This window comes from Pseudomonas sp. TE4620, from assembly GCF_056279045.1.
Map to the genome: position 1 here is coordinate 4,580,086 of NZ_JBWBQO010000001.1, position 17,061 is coordinate 4,597,146.

The 17,061-nt window shown below is 62.2% G+C and carries 13 protein-coding genes and 1 tRNA gene; 10 read left to right on the forward strand and 4 right to left on the reverse strand.

The window, feature by feature from the left end:
* Nucleotides 1-9 precede the first annotated feature (9 nt).
* Genes ACZ9A3_RS21345 through ACZ9A3_RS21355 form a run of 3 tightly spaced genes read left to right on the forward strand, consistent with a single transcriptional unit; the run spans nucleotide 10 to nucleotide 4,125 of the window.
* Entirely contained in the window at nucleotides 10-1,281 is a 1,272-nt protein-coding gene (locus ACZ9A3_RS21345) for a YeaH/YhbH family protein (RefSeq protein ID WP_045199279.1), read from the forward strand.
* A complete protein-coding gene (locus ACZ9A3_RS21350) occupies nucleotides 1,278-2,840 on the forward strand; it encodes a SpoVR family protein (protein WP_045199277.1) in 1,563 nt (520 codons plus the stop codon). Before ACZ9A3_RS21345 ends, ACZ9A3_RS21350 begins: the two co-directional genes overlap by 4 nt.
* 55 nt (nucleotides 2,841-2,895) lie before the next feature.
* The gene (locus tag ACZ9A3_RS21355) at nucleotides 2,896-4,125 is read left to right on the forward strand and encodes a multifunctional CCA addition/repair protein (RefSeq protein ID WP_476253089.1); all 1,230 of its coding nucleotides are present in this window, start codon (nucleotides 2,896-2,898) and stop codon (nucleotides 4,123-4,125) included.
* 63 nt (nucleotides 4,126-4,188) lie between these two features.
* Here ACZ9A3_RS21355 and folK read toward each other — a convergent pair whose 3' ends face one another.
* Together folK and folB are read right to left on the reverse strand one after the other, a co-directional pair.
* The gene (gene folK / locus ACZ9A3_RS21360) at nucleotides 4,189-4,698 is read right to left on the reverse strand and encodes a 2-amino-4-hydroxy-6-hydroxymethyldihydropteridine diphosphokinase (protein ID WP_093378943.1); all 510 of its coding nucleotides are present in this window, start codon (nucleotides 4,696-4,698) and stop codon (nucleotides 4,189-4,191) included.
* Nucleotides 4,689-5,042 (reverse strand): dihydroneopterin aldolase, encoded by a 354-nt coding sequence (gene folB / locus ACZ9A3_RS21365; protein WP_045199271.1) that lies wholly within the window; start codon nucleotides 5,040-5,042, stop codon nucleotides 4,689-4,691. The genes folK and folB overlap by 10 nt, the downstream gene beginning before the upstream one ends.
* 74 nt (nucleotides 5,043-5,116) lie before the next feature.
* On the opposite strand from folB, the gene plsY reads away from it, so the two are divergent.
* Nucleotides 5,117-5,686, forward strand: a complete 570-nt coding sequence (gene plsY, locus ACZ9A3_RS21370) for a glycerol-3-phosphate 1-O-acyltransferase PlsY (RefSeq protein ID WP_045199269.1) — start codon at nucleotides 5,117-5,119, stop codon at nucleotides 5,684-5,686.
* Between the two features lie 26 nt (nucleotides 5,687-5,712).
* Here plsY and tsaD read toward each other — a convergent pair whose 3' ends face one another.
* On the reverse strand, nucleotides 5,713-6,738 hold the full coding sequence (tsaD, locus tag ACZ9A3_RS21375; protein ID WP_038998431.1) for a tRNA (adenosine(37)-N6)-threonylcarbamoyltransferase complex transferase subunit TsaD: 1,026 nt from the start codon (nucleotides 6,736-6,738) through the stop codon (nucleotides 5,713-5,715).
* Between the two features lie 201 nt (nucleotides 6,739-6,939).
* On the opposite strand from tsaD, the gene rpsU reads away from it, so the two are divergent.
* The 5 genes from rpsU (at nucleotide 6,940) to ACZ9A3_RS21400 (ending at nucleotide 15,310) form a co-directional block, all read left to right on the forward strand.
* On the forward strand, nucleotides 6,940-7,155 hold the full coding sequence (gene rpsU / locus ACZ9A3_RS21380; RefSeq protein ID WP_002551877.1) for a 30S ribosomal protein S21: 216 nt from the start codon (nucleotides 6,940-6,942) through the stop codon (nucleotides 7,153-7,155).
* Nucleotides 7,156-7,459: 304 nt separating this feature from the next.
* Nucleotides 7,460-9,430: a DNA primase gene (dnaG, locus tag ACZ9A3_RS21385; protein WP_476253090.1), complete on the forward strand. Its 1,971-nt coding sequence runs from the start codon at nucleotides 7,460-7,462 to the stop codon at nucleotides 9,428-9,430.
* Between the two features lie 67 nt (nucleotides 9,431-9,497).
* Nucleotides 9,498-11,348: an RNA polymerase sigma factor RpoD gene (gene rpoD, locus ACZ9A3_RS21390; protein ID WP_045199259.1), complete on the forward strand. Its 1,851-nt coding sequence runs from the start codon at nucleotides 9,498-9,500 to the stop codon at nucleotides 11,346-11,348.
* Between the two features lie 128 nt (nucleotides 11,349-11,476).
* Nucleotides 11,477-15,220 (forward strand): EAL domain-containing protein, encoded by a 3,744-nt coding sequence (locus tag ACZ9A3_RS21395; RefSeq protein WP_213603084.1) that lies wholly within the window; start codon nucleotides 11,477-11,479, stop codon nucleotides 15,218-15,220.
* A gap of 13 nt (nucleotides 15,221-15,233) precedes the next feature.
* Nucleotides 15,234-15,310, forward strand: a tRNA-Ile gene (locus tag ACZ9A3_RS21400).
* 41 nt (nucleotides 15,311-15,351) lie between these two features.
* Here the strand turns inward: ACZ9A3_RS21400 and ACZ9A3_RS21405 are convergent.
* Nucleotides 15,352-16,140 carry an AraC family transcriptional regulator gene (locus ACZ9A3_RS21405; protein ID WP_258608318.1) on the reverse strand — a complete coding sequence of 263 codons (789 nt, stop codon included), beginning with the start codon at nucleotides 16,138-16,140 and terminating at the stop codon, nucleotides 15,352-15,354.
* A 93-nt stretch (nucleotides 16,141-16,233) separates the two neighbouring features.
* Here ACZ9A3_RS21405 and panB point away from each other — a divergent pair, with 93 nt between their 5' ends.
* Nucleotides 16,234-17,052, forward strand: a complete 819-nt coding sequence (panB, locus tag ACZ9A3_RS21410; protein ID WP_045199252.1) for a 3-methyl-2-oxobutanoate hydroxymethyltransferase — start codon at nucleotides 16,234-16,236, stop codon at nucleotides 17,050-17,052.
* Nucleotides 17,053-17,061: the final 9 nt, after the last annotated feature.

Genomic DNA, 17,061 nt, shown 5'->3' on the forward strand with positions numbered 1-17,061 from the left:
GAGGGGCCTATGAGCTATGTGATCGACCGACGCCTGAACGGCAAGAACAAGAGCACGGTCAACCGCCAGCGCTTTTTGCGGCGTTACCGTGACCATATCAAGAAGGCCGTCGAGGAGGCCGTGAGCCGCCGCTCCATCACCGATATGGAGCATGGCGAGCAGATCAGCATTCCCGGTCGCGACATCGACGAGCCGGTGCTGCACCATGGCCGCGGCGGCAAGCAGACCGTGGTGCACCCTGGCAACAAGGAATTCACCGCGGGCGAGCATATCGCCCGTCCGCAAGGAGGCGGCGGGGGCGGCGGCCGCGGCAAGGCCGGCAACTCTGGCGAAGGCATGGACGAGTTCGTCTTCCAGATTACCCAGGAAGAATTCCTCGAGTTCATGTTCGAAGACCTCGAACTGCCCAACCTGGTCAAACGTCACCTGACCGGCACCGACACCTTCAAGACCGTGCGCGCCGGTATCAGCAACGAAGGCAACCCGTCACGCATCAACATCATCCGCACCCTGCGTTCAGCCCATGCCCGGCGTATCGCCCTGTCCGGCAGCAGCCGGGCAAAACTGCGTGAGGCGCAAGAAGAACTGGCGCGCCTGAAGCGCGAAGAACCGGACAACTTCGGCGATATTCAGGAAATTGAAGCGGAAATCGAGCGATTGAGCGCGCGCATCCACCGCGTGCCGTTCCTCGACACCTTCGACCTCAAGTACAACCTGCTGGTCAAGCAACCCAACCCCAGTTCCAAGGCGGTGATGTTCTGCCTGATGGACGTTTCCGGCTCCATGACCCAGGCCACCAAGGACATCGCCAAGCGCTTCTTCATCCTTTTGTACCTGTTCCTCAAGCGCAACTACGACAAGATCGAAGTCGTGTTCATCCGCCATCACACCAGCGCCCGCGAAGTAGACGAAGAGGAGTTTTTCTACTCTCGGGAAACCGGCGGCACCATCGTCTCCAGCGCCCTGAAGCTGATGCAGGAAATCATGGCCGAGCGCTATCCGGCCAATGAATGGAACATCTACGCCGCCCAGGCTTCAGACGGCGACAACTGGAACGACGACTCGCCGATCTGCCGCGAGATTCTTACCAAGCAGATCATGCCGTTCGTCCAGTACTACACTTACGTTGAGATCACCCCTCGCGAACATCAGGCATTGTGGTACGAGTATGAGCGTATCGGCGAAGCCTTTGCCGATACGTTCGCCCAGCAGCAGCTGGTGTCGGCCGGCGATATCTATCCGGTCTTCCGTGAACTCTTCCAGCGCAGGTTAGTGACATGACCGCTAGAGAGCAGAAGCGCCACCCTATTTCTACCGGGTCCGAATGGACATTCGAACTGATCCAGGCCTATGACCGGGAAATCAGCCGCCTGGCCGAGCGCTACGCCCTGGACACCTACCCCAACCAGATCGAGGTGATCACTGCCGAGCAAATGATGGACGCCTACGCCTCCGTCGGCATGCCGCTGGGCTATCACCACTGGTCCTACGGCAAACACTTTCTTAGCACTGAAAAGTCCTATAGCCGCGGTCAGATGGGCCTGGCCTACGAGATCGTGATCAACTCCGACCCCTGCATCGCCTACCTGATGGAAGAAAACACCATCTGCATGCAGGCCCTGGTGGTTGCCCACGCCTGCTACGGGCACAACAGCTTCTTCAAGGGCAACTACCTGTTCCGCACCTGGACCGACGCCAGCTCGATCATCGACTACCTGGTGTTTGCCAAGCAGTACATCACCCAGTGCGAAGAACGCCATGGCATCGATGCCGTCGAAGACCTGCTCGACTCCTGCCACGCGCTGATGAACTACGGTGTCGACCGCTACAAGCGGCCCTACCCGATCTCCGCCGAAGAAGAGCGGCGCCGCCAGAAGGAACGCGAAGAGCACCTGCAAAAACAGATCAACGACCTGTGGCGCACCATTCCCAAGGGCGCCGACAAGAACAGCGACCGCGACAACGCGCGCTTCCCGGCCGAACCCCAGGAGAACATCCTCTACTTCATCGAGAAACACGCGCCGCTGCTCGAACCCTGGCAGCGTGAAATCGTGCGTATCGTGCGCAAGATCGCCCAGTACTTCTACCCACAGCGCCAGACCCAGGTGATGAACGAAGGCTGGGCAACCTTCTGGCACTACACCCTGATGAACGACCTGTATGACGAAGGCCTGGTGACCGAAGGCTTCATGATGGAGTTCCTGCAGTCGCACACCAGCGTGGTGTTCCAGCCAGGCTTCGACAGCCCCTATTACAGCGGCATCAACCCTTATGCCCTGGGCTTTGCGATGTACCGCGACATCCGCCGCATGTGCGAACACCCTACCGAAGAGGACCGCCGCTGGTTCCCCGACATCGCCGGCAGTGACTGGCTGTCGACCATCAAGTTCGCCATGAGCAGCTTCAAGGACGAAAGCTTCATTCTCCAGTACCTGTCGCCGACGGTAATCCGCGACCTAAAGCTGTTCAGCATCCTCGATGACGATCAGCGCGAAGACCTGCTGGTACCGGCCATCCACGACGAAAGTGGCTACCGGATCATCCGCGAGACCCTGGCCGCCCAGTACAACCTCGGCAACCGTGAACCCAACGTGCAGATCTGGAGCATCGACCGTCGCGGCGACCGCTCGCTGACCCTGCGCCACCAGCAACACGACCGCAAACCCCTGGGCGACTCAACCGAGGAGGTTCTCAAGCACCTGCACCGCCTCTGGGGCTTTGACATCCACCTGGAGACCCTGCAGGGCGAGCAGGTGATGAAAACCCACCATGTGCCGCCCAAAGGCGAGCACGGCGAAGCTGACTATGGTCGCCTGGACCTGGCGGTAGTGCACCTCTAGCACGCCCTCCGTTGCTGCCAGACAGGTTATCCTGTGGCATCAACGGAGGTTCTACATGCAGATCTACAAAGTCGGCGGCGCCGTACGCGACCGCCTGCTCGGCAGGCCGGTCAGTGATATCGACTGGGTCGTGGTCGGCGCCACGGCGGAACAAATGCAAGCCCTGGGCTATCGCCCGGTCGGGGCGGATTTCCCGGTGTTCCTGCACCCCAAAAGCGGTGAGGAATACGCCTTGGCGCGCACCGAGCGCAAGAGCGGACGCGGCTATGGCGGCTTCACCTTCCACGCCAGCCCCGAGGTTACCCTCGAGCAGGACCTGATCCGCCGCGACCTGACCATCAATGCCATGGCCGAGGACGACGAGGGTAATATCTGCGACCCGTATAACGGCCAGAAAGACCTAGAAGCCCGAATTTTGCGCCATGTTTCCCCGGCATTCGCCGAAGATCCCTTGCGCGTGCTGCGCGTCGCCCGCTTTGCCGCGCGCTATGCCGGCATGGGCTTTAGCGTGGCCCCGGAAACCATCGAGCTGATGCGCGAACTGGGAGATTCAGGCGAACTGCAAGCCCTGACTGCCGAGCGCAGCTGGAAGGAAATCGCCCGGGCGCTGATGGAGGACCAACCCCAGGTATTCATCCAGGTGCTGCGCGATTGTGGCGCCCTCAAGCAACTGATGCCCGAGCTCGATGCGCTGTTCGGGGTGCCGCAGCCTGAGGCCCATCACCCGGAGATCGACAGCGGCATCCATACCCTCTCGGTGCTCGAGCAAGCCGCCCTGCACCAGCAGCCCCTGAGCGTGCGCTGGGCCTGTTTGCTGCACGACCTGGGCAAGGGCCTTACCCCAGAGGAAGAATGGCCACGGCACATCGCTCACGAGCAACGCGGGCTGAAGTTGATCAAGGCGGTGAACCAGCGCTTCAAGGCGCCCCGTGAATGCCAGGAACTGGCCTTGCTGGTCGGGGAATATCACACCCACTGCCACCGGGCCCTGGAACTGCGCGCCTCGACCTTGCTGGAGCTGCTGCAAAGCTTCGATGTGTGCCGCCGGCCGCAGCGTTTCGAGGAGTTTATCGTCGCCTGCGAGATGGACGCCCGCGGCCGCAAGGGCCTGGAGCAACGTGATTATCCACAGGCTGATTACCTGCGCGGCGCAGCGGCGGCGGCGCGTGCAGTTCAGGTGCAACCGCTGGTGCAACGAGGGCTGACCGGGCAGGCGCTGGGCGAGGCGCTCAAGGGCGAGCGGCTGAAGGCGTTGAAGGCGTACAAGGAAGGTCTCGGGCGCTGAACCTATCGCGGGGCAAGCCCGCTCCTACAATCCTGTGGGAGCGGGCTTGCCCCGCGATCGAAGCTAAAGACCGGTCAACTGCTGCCCACGCCACTCGAACGGCACCGGCGCCAGCACTTGCTCGATTTGCGCCTCGGCCCACAGCTGGCCCATGGTTTTGCCCGCACCCGGGTGCTTAAGCGCTGGCGCAATCAACGCCAGCGGCCACAACACGAATGCGTTCTTGAGAATCTCTGCCCGCGGCAATACCAGCCCGTCGAAGCTGCCATGCAGGTCGTTGTACATCAGCACGTCGATATCCAGCGGCAGGCCTTTGCGCTCGGGGGCGTAGCGGCCATTGTCGGCCTCGATGAACTTGAGCCGGCGATCCAGTTCCATCAGCGGCAGCTCGGTCAAACCGCTGACCACCAGGTTGAAGAACGGTCCGCTCTTGATGCCCACCGCCTGGCTTTCGAACACCGCCGAACAGTGCATGTCGGTGAGCATTTCGGCCAAGGCATCGAGCCCGGCGGTCAAGTGCCGCTCGCGCTCGATATTACTGCCCAGCCCGAGGTAAACCCTGTTCAGAGACATCCGCGCTCGATCTCCACGCCGACCCCAGTGGCGGCCGGTACCGCGCCAGGCTTGGTCAGTTTCAGGCGCAACCAGGGAATCTGGAACTCACTCATCAGCACCGCCGCCAGGCGCTCGGCGAAGGTTTCCACCAACTGGAACTCGGACTGCTCGGCAAACGCCTGGATGCGCGCCGACACGCTGGCGTAGTCCAGGGCTTTGGTCAGGTCGTCTCCGGCTGCGGCCGGGCGGTTATCCCAGGCAAAGCTCAGGTCCAGGCGCAGGCACTGGCGGATTCCGCGCTCCCAGTCATAGGCGCCGATCACGGTATCGACTTCCAGCCCCTCGATGAACACTCTGTCCAAGCACTTCTCTCCACAGCACGACAAGGGCGCGTTGCGCCGTTAGAATCAGGGCGTCCTCGCCCGGAATGGTTAGCATGTTTTGGTTACTGGCGCTGTGCGCCTACCTGCTTGGCTCTCTGTCCTTTGCCATCGTCCTCAGCCGCCTCAATGGCAGCCCGGACCCGCGCATGAGCGGTTCAGGCAATGCCGGTGCAACCAACATGCTGCGCCTGGCCGGCCGCAAACTGGCGGTCCTGACCCTGCTTGGCGACCTGTGCAAGGGCCTGCTGCCCGTGCTGGTCGCCAATCTTGCTGGCCTCGACCTGCAGCAACAGGCCTGGATCGGCGTGTGCGCGGTGATTGGCCATCTGTTTCCGGTGTACTTCCGCTTTCGCGGCGGCAAAGGTGTCGCCACCGCCGCCGGCATGCTGCTGGGGCTTTACCCGCCAGCCGCCTTGCTGGCCATCAGCGCCTGGCTGCTGACCTTCTACCTGACCCGTACCAGCTCGCTGGCGGCGCTGGTGGCAACGCCACTGACCCTGCCACTACTGGCCTGGCGTGAGCCGGAAGCGTTGCTGCCAATCAGCGTGCTGACCGTGCTGATCGTCTGGCGTCACCGCGGCAATCTACGCGACCTTTTCGCCGGACGCGAACGGCATTTCTGAATCCAGCGCATGAGCAACGCTCAGCTTCACAGCGGCGCCAGTTGCTCCATTGGCCAGCGCGCCTGCACGCTGATCGCCAGGCTTTCCTGCTGCCCGGCGGCCAGACGCTGGCAGCCGGCGTAGGCAATCATGGCGCCGTTATCGGTGCAAAACTGCGGCCGGGCGTAGTACACATTACCCTTGATGCCAGCCAGCATGTCTTCCAGCGAAGCGCGCAAGGCCTTGTTGGCACTGACGCCGCCAGCGATCACCAGGCGCTTGAGGCCGGTCTGCTTGAGGGCTCGCTTGCACTTGATGGTCAAAGTCTCCACCACCGCCTGCTGGAAGGCCAGCGACACGTCGCAACGGGTTTGCTCACCGTCGTCCCCAGCACTCTGGCACTGCTGCCAGGTATTGAGGGCAAAGGTTTTCAGGCCGCTGAAGCTGAAATCCAGCCCCGGGCGGTCGGTCATCGGCCGCGGGAAGACAAAGCGCCCGGGCACGCCCTGGGTTGCCAGGCGAGCGATCTCCGGGCCACCCGGGTACGGCAGGCCGATCAGCTTGGCGGTCTTGTCGAAGGCTTCGCCGGCAGCGTCATCGAGGGTCTCGCCGAGCAACTCGTACTGACCGATACCGTCGACGCGCACCAACTGGGTATGCCCGCCCGACACCAGCAAGGCGACGAACGGGAACTCGGGTGGCTGCTCTTCGAGCATCGGCGCCAGCAGGTGACCTTCCATGTGATGCACGCCAAGCGCCGGAATCCCCCAGGCAAAGGCCAGGGCCTGGGCGCAGGAAGCGCCCACCAGGAGCGCGCCGACCAGGCCGGGGCCTGCGGTATAGGCGATGGCGTCGATCTCGGTGGCGACGCAGTCGGCTTCGGCCAGCACCTGGCGGATCAACGGCAGCATGCGCTTGACGTGATCACGCGAGGCCAGCTCCGGCACTACCCCGCCATAGACGCGGTGCAGGTCGATCTGACTGAACAATGCATCGGCCAAAAGGCCGCGTTCACTGTCGTATAATGCGACGCCGGTTTCGTCGCAGGATGTTTCCAATCCCAGTACTAGCATGGGTCCGTGCCTTGTTGAGGCTGAATTCGAAGGCGCGCATGATAGTCCCCGCTCCCGACGCCGACCAGCGGTTTTCGATCAGAGGCTTTGCATTCCGGTCGGCTAAGGGTTAACATCCGCAACCCTTAAAAACCGACGTTCTCCAGCGCACATTTTTGCCACGAGTTCGTTGACCCCGGTAATGAATGAAGGTAGCTCTGGATGCCAGCCGTCAAAGTTAAAGAGAATGAACCCTTCGACGTAGCTCTGCGTCGTTTCAAGCGCTCCTGCGAAAAAGCCGGTGTTCTGGCTGAAGTTCGTAGCCGCGAATTTTACGAGAAGCCGACTTCTGAGCGTAAGCGCAAAGCAGCAGCCGCTGTTAAACGTCACGCCAAGAAAGTTCAGCGCGAACAGCGCCGCGCCGTTCGTCTGTACTAATACAGACGTCCGTCGCAAGCTTCTGCCTCGCCCGGCCCACAGCCGGGCTGCCGGCAGTTGTTGCTTGATCCTTTGGCCTTCGGGCCCAAGGCGTCCTGTTGCCCTGCAGCATGGACAACCTGCCTGAATCGTCAGAACTGGCCGCAACGCCAGCTGTGCACGTCCTTCCTGACGAGCCTTCACCGGCTGCAGACGAGCACGTCTTTCCGTATTTTGTGTTACGCCATTCGACATCGCTCGAACGCGCAGCCGTTCCCGCCGCATTAGCGATTACACTTGCTTATCGCCTGATGATGAGAGTGCCATGGCCGGGCTGATTCCCCAGAGTTTTATCGACGACCTGCTCAACCGTACCGACATCGTCGATGTGGTGAGTTCGCGCGTGCAGCTGAAAAAAGCTGGCAAGAACCTCACGGCCTGCTGCCCGTTCCACAAGGAAAAGACCCCGTCCTTCAGCGTCAGCCCCGACAAACAGTTCTATTACTGCTTTGGCTGCGGCGCGGGCGGCAACGCCCTTGGCTTCATCATGGACCACGACAACCTGGATTTCCCCCAGGCCGTCGAGGAACTGGCCAAGGCCGCCGGCATGGAGATCCCCCGCGAAGAAAGCGGGCGTGGTCACAAACCCCGGCAACCAGTCGATTCACCGCTGTACCCGCTGCTTGAAGCCGCCGCCGAATTTTATCGCCAGGCGCTGCGCAGCCATCCGACGCGCAAATCCGCGGTCGACTACCTCAAGGGCCGCGGCCTGTCCGGCGAGATCGCCCGCGACTTCGGCCTGGGCTTTGCCCCGCCTGGCTGGGACAACCTGTTCAAACACTTGAGCAGCGATACCTTGCAGCAAAAGGCCATGATCGATGCCGGCCTGCTGATCGAGAACGCCGAGTCCGGCAAGCGCTACGACCGCTTCCGTGACCGGGTGATGTTTCCGATCCGCGACAGCCGTGGCCGGGTCATCGCCTTCGGCGGCCGGGTTCTGGGCGACGACAAGCCCAAGTACCTCAACTCCCCGGAAACCCCGGTGTTCCACAAGGGCCAGGAGCTGTACGGGCTGTACGAGGCGCGCAAGTTCAACCGCAACCTCGACGAGATCATCGTGGTCGAAGGCTACATGGACGTCATCGCCCTCGCGCAGCAAGGCTTGCGCAACGCGGTGGCAACCCTGGGCACGGCCACCAGCGAAGAGCACCTCAAGCGTCTGTTTCGCGTGGTGCCGAGCGTGCTGTTCTGTTTTGACGGCGACCAGGCCGGCCGCAATGCTGCCTGGCGCGCCCTGGAAGCAACGCTTTCGAGCCTGCAGGACGGGCGCAAGGCGCGCTTTCTGTTTTTGCCCGAAGGCGAAGACCCCGACACCATGGTACGCGCCGAAGGCACTGATGCCTTCCGCGCGCGCATCAATCAGCATGCGCAGCCGCTGGCCGATTATTTTTTCCAGCAGTTGACCGAGGAAGCTGACCCGCGCTCGCTCGAGGGCAAGGCACACATGGCCACCCTCGCTGCACCGTTGATCGAAAAAGTGCCCGGGGCGAATCTTCGCGCCTTGATGCGCAACCGCCTCAAGGAAATCACCGGCCTGGACAACCAGCAGGTCGAACAACTGGCGCACACTGCACCGGCTGAAGCTCCACCCAGTTACGACCCGGGCATCGATTACGACGCGATTCCCGACTACACACCGGATTACGCTGATTTTCACCAGCCCGAGTACGCCGCGCCACAACAGCAGTGGACACCGAACAAGGGCGGCAAGAAAAAGTGGGACGGCAAACCCTGGGACAAGAAGGGCAAGCCCTGGGAGCGCAATGGCCAGCGCCAGGATGCGCCACCACGGGTGCCGACCTCGGTAGAACCGCCGACCTTGAGCGCCCTGCGCACCTTGCTGCATCACCCGCAACTGGCGAAAAAGGTCGAAGATGCCAGCCAGCTGGCGGCCGAAGAACACGTCTATGCCCAGCTGCTGGTAGCCCTGCTCGAGGCGTTGCAAAAGAATCCTGAGCTACGCTCACTACAGCTGATCGCCCGCTGGCATGGCACCGAACAGGGCCGCCTGCTAAGGGCATTGGCAGAAAAGGAATGGCTGATCGATGCCGATAACCTTGAACAACAGTTTTTCGACACCATAACTAGCTTGTCCGCTCGCCAACGCGAGCGCAGCCTGGAACATCTGCTCAGGAAAGCACGTCAAAGTGACTTGAGCGCAGAGGAAAAAAATCAGCTGCGTGACCTGTTAAGCCGTAATGTTCCCGCACAAACCCCGACCTCAACTGGCGCGTGAGGTCCTAGCTCGGGTATAATCCTCGGCTTGTTTTTTGCCCGCCAAGACCTTCAGTGGATAGGGTGTTATGTCCGGAAAAGCGCAACAGCAGTCTCGCATCAAAGAGTTGATCACCCGCGGTCGTGAGCAGGGCTACCTGACTTACGCGGAGGTCAACGACCACCTGCCAGAGGATATTTCAGATCCGGAGCAGGTGGAAGACATCATCCGCATGATCAACGACATGGGGATCAACGTATTCGAGAGTGCTCCGGATGCGGATGCCCTTTTGTTGGCCGAAGCCGACACCGACGAAGCCGCAGCTGAAGAAGCCGCCGCAGCGTTGGCGGCTGTGGAAACCGATATTGGTCGCACGACTGACCCGGTGCGCATGTACATGCGTGAAATGGGTACCGTCGAGCTTCTGACCCGCGAAGGCGAAATCGAAATCGCCAAGCGGATCGAAGAAGGTATTCGTGAAGTCATGGGTGCTATCGCCCACTTCCCGGGTACTGTCGAGCACATCCTCTCCGAGTACGATCGCGTCACCACCGAAGGTGGCCGCCTGTCCGACGTTCTCAGCGGTTACATCGACCCGGACGACGGCATCGCGCCGCCGGCCGAGGTGCCGCCGCCGATCGACCCGAAAGCCCCGGCCAAGGCCGATGCTGACGACGACGAGGAAGAGAAAGAGGAAAGCAGCGACGAAGAGGAAGAAGTCGAAAGCGGTCCGGATCCGGTCGTCGCGCAACAGCGCTTCGGTGCCGTCCAGGATCAGCTCAACGCTACCCTCAAGGTACTGAAGAAGAACGGCCGCAGCCACAAGGACAGCCTCAAGGCGATGCTTGATCTGGCCGAGCTGTTCATGCCGATCAAGCTGGTACCAAAGCAGTTCGAAGCCCTGGTTGAGCGCGTTCGTAGCGCCCTGGACCGCCTGCGTCAGCAAGAACGCGCCATCATGCAACTGTGCGTCCGTGACGCGCGCATGCCACGTGCCGACTTCCTGCGCCTGTTCCCGAGCAACGAAATCGACCAGACCTGGGCCAGCGACCTGGCCAAGCGCAGCACCAAATGGGCGGCTGCCCTGGGTGAGAAAAGCGACGCCATCGTGGCCTGCCAGCAGAAGCTGATCGACCTCGAAAGCGAAACCGGCCTGACCATCGCCGAGATCAAGGACATCAACCGTCGCATGTCGATCGGTGAAGCCAAGGCTCGTCGCGCCAAGAAAGAAATGGTCGAGGCCAACCTGCGTCTGGTTATCTCGATCGCCAAGAAGTACACCAACCGCGGCCTGCAGTTCCTCGACCTGATCCAGGAAGGCAACATCGGCCTGATGAAGGCGGTGGACAAGTTCGAATACCGTCGTGGCTACAAGTTCTCGACCTATGCCACCTGGTGGATTCGCCAGGCGATCACCCGTTCGATCGCAGACCAGGCCCGCACCATCCGTATTCCGGTGCACATGATCGAGACGATCAACAAGCTCAACCGTATTTCCCGGCAGATGTTGCAGGAAATGGGTCGCGAACCGACCCCGGAAGAGCTGGGTGAGCGCATGGAAATGCCTGAGGACAAGATCCGCAAGGTATTGAAGATCGCCAAAGAGCCGATCTCCATGGAAACCCCGATCGGTGACGACGAAGATTCGCACCTGGGTGACTTCATCGAAGACTCGACCATGCAGTCGCCAATCGATGTGGCCACGGTCGAAAGCCTCAAGGAAGCGACCCGTGACGTGCTCTCCGGTCTGACCGCACGCGAAGCCAAGGTGCTGCGCATGCGTTTCGGTATCGACATGAACACCGATCACACCCTCGAAGAGGTCGGCAAACAATTCGACGTGACCCGCGAGCGGATCCGTCAGATTGAAGCCAAGGCGCTGCGCAAGCTGCGCCATCCGACGCGAAGCGAGCATCTGCGCTCCTTCCTCGACGAGTGATGACAAACCCCGGCCCAGGCCGGGGTTTTTCTTTTCCGGCGAACGGCGCTTTTCAGCCTTTGCCCACTACCCCGCCGCTGAAATGCCCGTCTACACTCGAATCAATCCACCTGTGTGACGAGGCCGTTATGCCCCGAATGCCGGCCCTTCTGTTGGCTCTCCTGCTCGTCTGGAGTGCAACTGCCGGCGCCTTGACCCTGACTGAGGAAGAACAAGCCTGGCTCAGCGCACACCCGCAGCTGCGCCTGGGCGTCGATGCATCCTGGCCACCTTTTGAATACCGGGACCAGGACGGTCGCTACCAGGGATTGGCCGCCGACTACATTGCCCTTATCCAGGACCGCCTGGACGTGCAGTTCAAGCCGATCGAGCCGATCAGCTGGACTGCCGTGCTCGAGCAGGCCCGGCAGAACAAGCTCGACCTGCTGCCCGGCATCATGTCGACCCCAGAGCGCCAGAGCTTTCTGGCCTTCACCCGCCCGTACCTGGATTTTCCGATCGTCATCCTCGCCCATGATGGCGGGCCGCAACCACGAACCATCAAGGACCTCTACGGCCTGAAGATCGCCGTGGTGGAAAACTACGCGCCCCACGAGCTGTTGCGCACCCACCACCCGGACCTCAACCTGGTGGCCCTGCCCAATGTCAGCTCGGCGCTGCAGGCCCTGGCCACCGATGAAGTGGATGCCGTGGTGGGCGACCTTGCCTCGAGCATCTGGAGCCTGCGCCAGCTCAAGCTCGAAGGCCTCTACGTCAGCGGCGAAACGCCCTACCGCTATCAGCTGGCCATGGCAGTGCCACGGGAACAGAAGATCCTCGTCGGCATTCTCGACAAGGTCATGGCCGACATGAGCCCCGGCGAAATCAGCAATATCCAGGAGCGCTGGGTCGGCAAAGTGCTTGACCACCGCACGCTGTGGTACGACCTGCTGATCTACGGCCTGCCCGCCCTGCTGCTGATGATCGCCATCCTTGCTGCGGTGATCCGCGTCAACCGCCGCCTGAGCTCGGAGATTTCCCGGCGCATCGCCCTTGAGCAGGAACTGCGCAGCAGCGAATACCACTACCGCGGCCTGGTCGAAAGCCTTTCGGCCATTGCCTGGGAAGCCGACGCCAACGACTTCACCTACAGCTACGTCTCGCCCCATGCCGAAGACCTGCTCGGCTACCCGTTGAACCAGTGGCTGCGCCCGGGCTTCTGGCGCAGCATCATCCACCCTGACGACGCCCTCTGGGCCCAGGCCTATTGCGACAGCGAAACCGCCGCCGGCCGCGATCACAGCCTTGATTACCGCGTAATCCGCGCCGACGGCCGCAGCCTGTGGGTGCGCGATATCGTCAGCCTCATCGAACACGGGCACAAACCAGTGATGCGCGGGCTGATGATCGACATCAGCGAAACCAAGAACGCCGAAGAAGCCCTGCGCCTGTCGGAGCAGAAGTTCGCCTCGGTGTTTCAGCAGTGCCCGGATATCCTGGTCATCGCCCGGATGAGCGACGGCTGCCTGCTGGAAGTCAATGAGGCCTTTGAAGAACAGATCGGCCTGAGTCCGGCGCAAGTGCTGGGCCGCACCGCCACCGAGCTGAACATCTGGGGCATCGACGGCGTTGGCCCGGACCTGCTCAAGCGCTTGCAGGCAGGCAGCATCCGCAACCTGGAAATGCTCTTCCGGCGCAGCAACGGCCAGCTGTTCACCGGCCTGACCTCCGCCGAGACCTTCCAGCTCGACAGCACGCCGGCGCTGGTAGTGGCAGTACGCGACATCAGCCAGCTGAAAGAAACCCAGGAGCAGCTGCAGACCTCCGAAGAGAAGTTCGCCAAGGCCTTCCACGCCTCCCCCGACGGCCTGTTGCTGTCGCGCCAGAGTGACGGTTTGCTGATCGAAGTAAACGAAGGCTTCTGCCGCCTGACCGGCTACGACACCCACATGTCGCTGGACCACACCTCCCTGGACCTGGGTATCTGGGTCGACCTCAACGAGCGCCGGCGGCTGCTGGACATGCTCCAGCGCGACGGCTTCGTGCGTGATTTCAGCTGCCATATCCGCCGCAGCGACGGCCAGATCCGCCTCTGCGAACTGTCAGCCAGGCCGCTGCCGATTGCCGGGGTCGATTGCATGCTGACCATCGCCCGCGACATCACCGAGCGCCACCTGATGCAGGAAAAACTGCAACTGGCCGCCACCGTATTCGAGAACACCGCCGAAGGCGTGTTGATCACCGACATCGACCAGCGCATCAGTGCGGTCAACCGCGCCTTCAGCGAAATCACCGGCTACAGCGAGTTTGAAGCGCTGGGTCAGACCCCACGGCTGCTCGCCTCCGGCCAGCACGATAGCGCCTTCTATGTGGCCATGTGGCACCAACTGACGGCCGAGGGCCATTGGCAGGGCGAAATCCACAACCGGCGCAAGAACGGCGAGGTTTACCCCAGTTGGCTGACCATCAGCGCGGTGCGCAACAGCGAGCGCGCCATCACCCACTTTGTCGCGGTGTTCGCCGATATCTCCAGCCTCAAGCACGCCCAGGCCAAGCTCGATTACCAGGCCCATCACGACCCGCTGACCGGCCTGCCCAATCGCACCCTGTTCGAAAGCCGCCTGCAGGCCGCGCTCAACTGTTCCCAGGCCTCCAAGCGCCAGGGCGCGGTGCTGTTTCTCGATCTCGATCGCTTCAAGCACATCAACGACAGCCTCGGCCATCCGGTCGGCGACCTGTTGCTTAAAGGCATCGCCCAGCGGCTCAAGGAACAGGTGCGCGACATCGATACCGTCGCACGCCTGGGCGGCGACGAGTTCATCATCCTGCTGCCCGGCCTGCACCAGCCCAGTGATGCCGAGCACATCGCGCACAAACTGCTGGCCTGCTTCGGCGCACCGTTCCAGGCTGGCGAACATGAGTTCTTCACCAGCGCCAGCATCGGCACCAGCCTTTATCCACAGGACGGCACCGACGTCGCCTCGCTGATCCGCAACGCCGACGCCGCCATGTACCGCTCGAAGGCCAAGGGGCGCAACCGGGTCGAGTCCTACACCCGCGACCTCACCGCCCAGGCCAGCGAGCGCATCGCTCTGGAGCACGAACTGCGTCGGGCCATCGAGCGCAATGAACTGAGCCTGTGCTACCAGCCCAAGTTCAGCCTCAAGACCCAGAGCCTGGTCGGCGCCGAAGCGCTGATCCGCTGGACCAACCCGACGTTCGGCGACGTCCCGCCGGAGCACTTCATTGCACTGGCCGAAGAGAACGGCATGATCCTGCAACTGGGCGACTGGGTACTGGAACAAGCCTGCCGGCAAATGCAGGTCTGGAAGCATAACTACCTGGCGTTCGGCCCGCTGTCGGTCAACCTCGCCGGCGCTCAGTTGCGCCAGCCAAGCCTGGTCAAACGCATCGAACAACTGCTCAAGACCCACCAGCTCAAGGCCGGTGACCTGCAGTTGGAAATCACCGAGAACTTCATCATGAGCCAGGCCGAAGAAGCCCTGGCCATCCTCCATCAACTCAAGCACCTGGGCGTGCAACTGGCGATCGACGACTTCGGCACCGGCTACTCGTCGCTGAGCTACCTCAAACGCCTGCCGCTGGATATCCTCAAGATCGACCAGTCGTTCATCCGCGGCCTGCCCGACGATCCTCATGATGCGGCAATTGCCCGCGCCATCATCGCCCTGGGCCGCAGCATGCAACTGACCATCATCGCCGAAGGGGTGGAAAGCCAGGCTCAGCAGCAGTTCCTCGCTGCCGAAGGCTGCGAGCAGATCCAGGGCTACATCGTCAGCCTGCCGCTGCCGCCCGAAGAATTTGCCGCGAGTTTCCTTCGCATAGCACTTTCAGATCTTTCGGATAGCACAGCCCGGAAACCCTCGTTATAATCCGCGTCCACTGGGGCCTATAGCTCAGTTGGTTAGAGCAGGGGACTCATAATCCCTTGGTCGCAGGTTCGAGTCCTGCTGGGCCCACCAAATAAAAAACCGCGCATGGCGCGGTTTTTTTGTGCCCGCTGTCAGCTGCGCAATTCTGCCGCCCACAAGCCCGGGGTCTTGCCGTAGTGGCGCTGGAACAAGGCGATGAACGCCGACACCGAGTCGTAGCCCAGCTCATTGGCCAGCGCCGTGACGCTCATGCCTTGCGCCAGCAACGGCAAGGCCGCCAACAGGCGCAAGCGTTGGCGCCATTCCCTGAACGACAACTGCGTCTGGGCCTGGAACAACCGCACCAGGGTGCGCCGCGAAGCCCCCACCTGCTGCGCCCAGTCTTCAATGCTGCGGTTGTCGGCCGGGTTGGCCTGCAAGGCTTCACTGATTCGGCGCAGGCGCGGATCACTGGGCAGCGGCAGGCCGAACGGCGCTTCGGGCAGTTCGCGCAACTCATCGACCAGCACCTGCAACAGCCGCGCCTGGGCGCCTTGGGCAGGGTATTGCGGTGCAAAGCTGTTGGCCTTGGCGATCAGCTCGCGTACCAGCGGCGTGACTTGCACCACACCGCAAGGACGCTGGTAGCCATTGAGCAGCGAGTCATCCAGGTACAGCCCGCGAAACTCGATGGCCTGGTCGCTGTAGGCGGTGTGCTCGACCCCCGCCGGTATCCACAACGCACATTGCGGCGGCAGCAGGTAGCTGTGCTGCTCGGTGACCACTTGCATGATCCCGGCGCTGGCGTAGGTGAACTGCACCCAGGGGTGTCTGTGCAATTGCACGCGATGGCCGGCCGGAATGGCAAACATGCGCCGGTAAACCGGCCCCGGCAGTTGCTGGAAGTCCGGCAACGGCGGTACTTCACTGCTTTGTCTCATTGGCGGCAATGCCTGTCTCCTTTGCTCAAGTGAGCCGACGAAGGCCGATGGTAGCCTGCGCCCGGCTTCGTTGAACAACCCAAGGAGAGACCGATGAGCAGCCATGTGCGTGAAAACCGTTTGAGCGTGCCCGCCATCCAGCAACGCAAGGGCGCTGGCAACCTGGTTGTGCTGACCGCCTACAGCATGCCGATGGCGCGTTGGGTAGATGCCGAAGCCGACGTAATTATCGTCGGCGACTCGGTGGGCATGGTGCTGTATGGCCTGCCCAGCACTTTGGGAGTCAGCCTGGAGATGATGATTGCCCATGGCCAGGCCGTGATGCGCGGCTCCCAGCGCGCTTGCGTGGTCATCGACCTGCCCTTTGGCAGCTATCAGGCCTCACCCGAACAGGCCTTCCTCAGCGCCGCCCGGCTGCTGCGCGAGACAGGTGCCCAGGGCGTCAAGCTTGAGGGCGGTGAAGAGCTGGCCGAGACCGTGGAATTCCTCACCCGCCGTGGGATTCCGGTCATGGCCCATGTCGGCCTGATGCCGCAACAGGTCAACTGCCTGGGAGGTTTCAAGGCCCAGGGCCGCGACGACCAGGGCGCCGCCAAAGTGCGCCAGGACGCCCTGGCCATGCAGGCCGCCGGTGCCTTTTCGGTGGTGCTCGAAGGCATCGCCGAACCCCTGGCACGCCGCGTGAGCGAAGAGCTGACAATCCCCACCATCGGCATCGGCGCTTCGCCTGCCTGCGATGGCCAGGTGCTGGTCACCGAGGACCTGCTGGGTTTGTTCGGTGAATACCAACCGCGCTTCGTCAAACGCTTTGCCGACCTTCAGCCGCAGATTGCCCAGGCATTGGCCGCCTATGCCCGGGAAGTACGCGACGGCAGCTTCCCCCAGGCCGAGCACTGCTTCAAGGCGCGCTGAGCACAGACG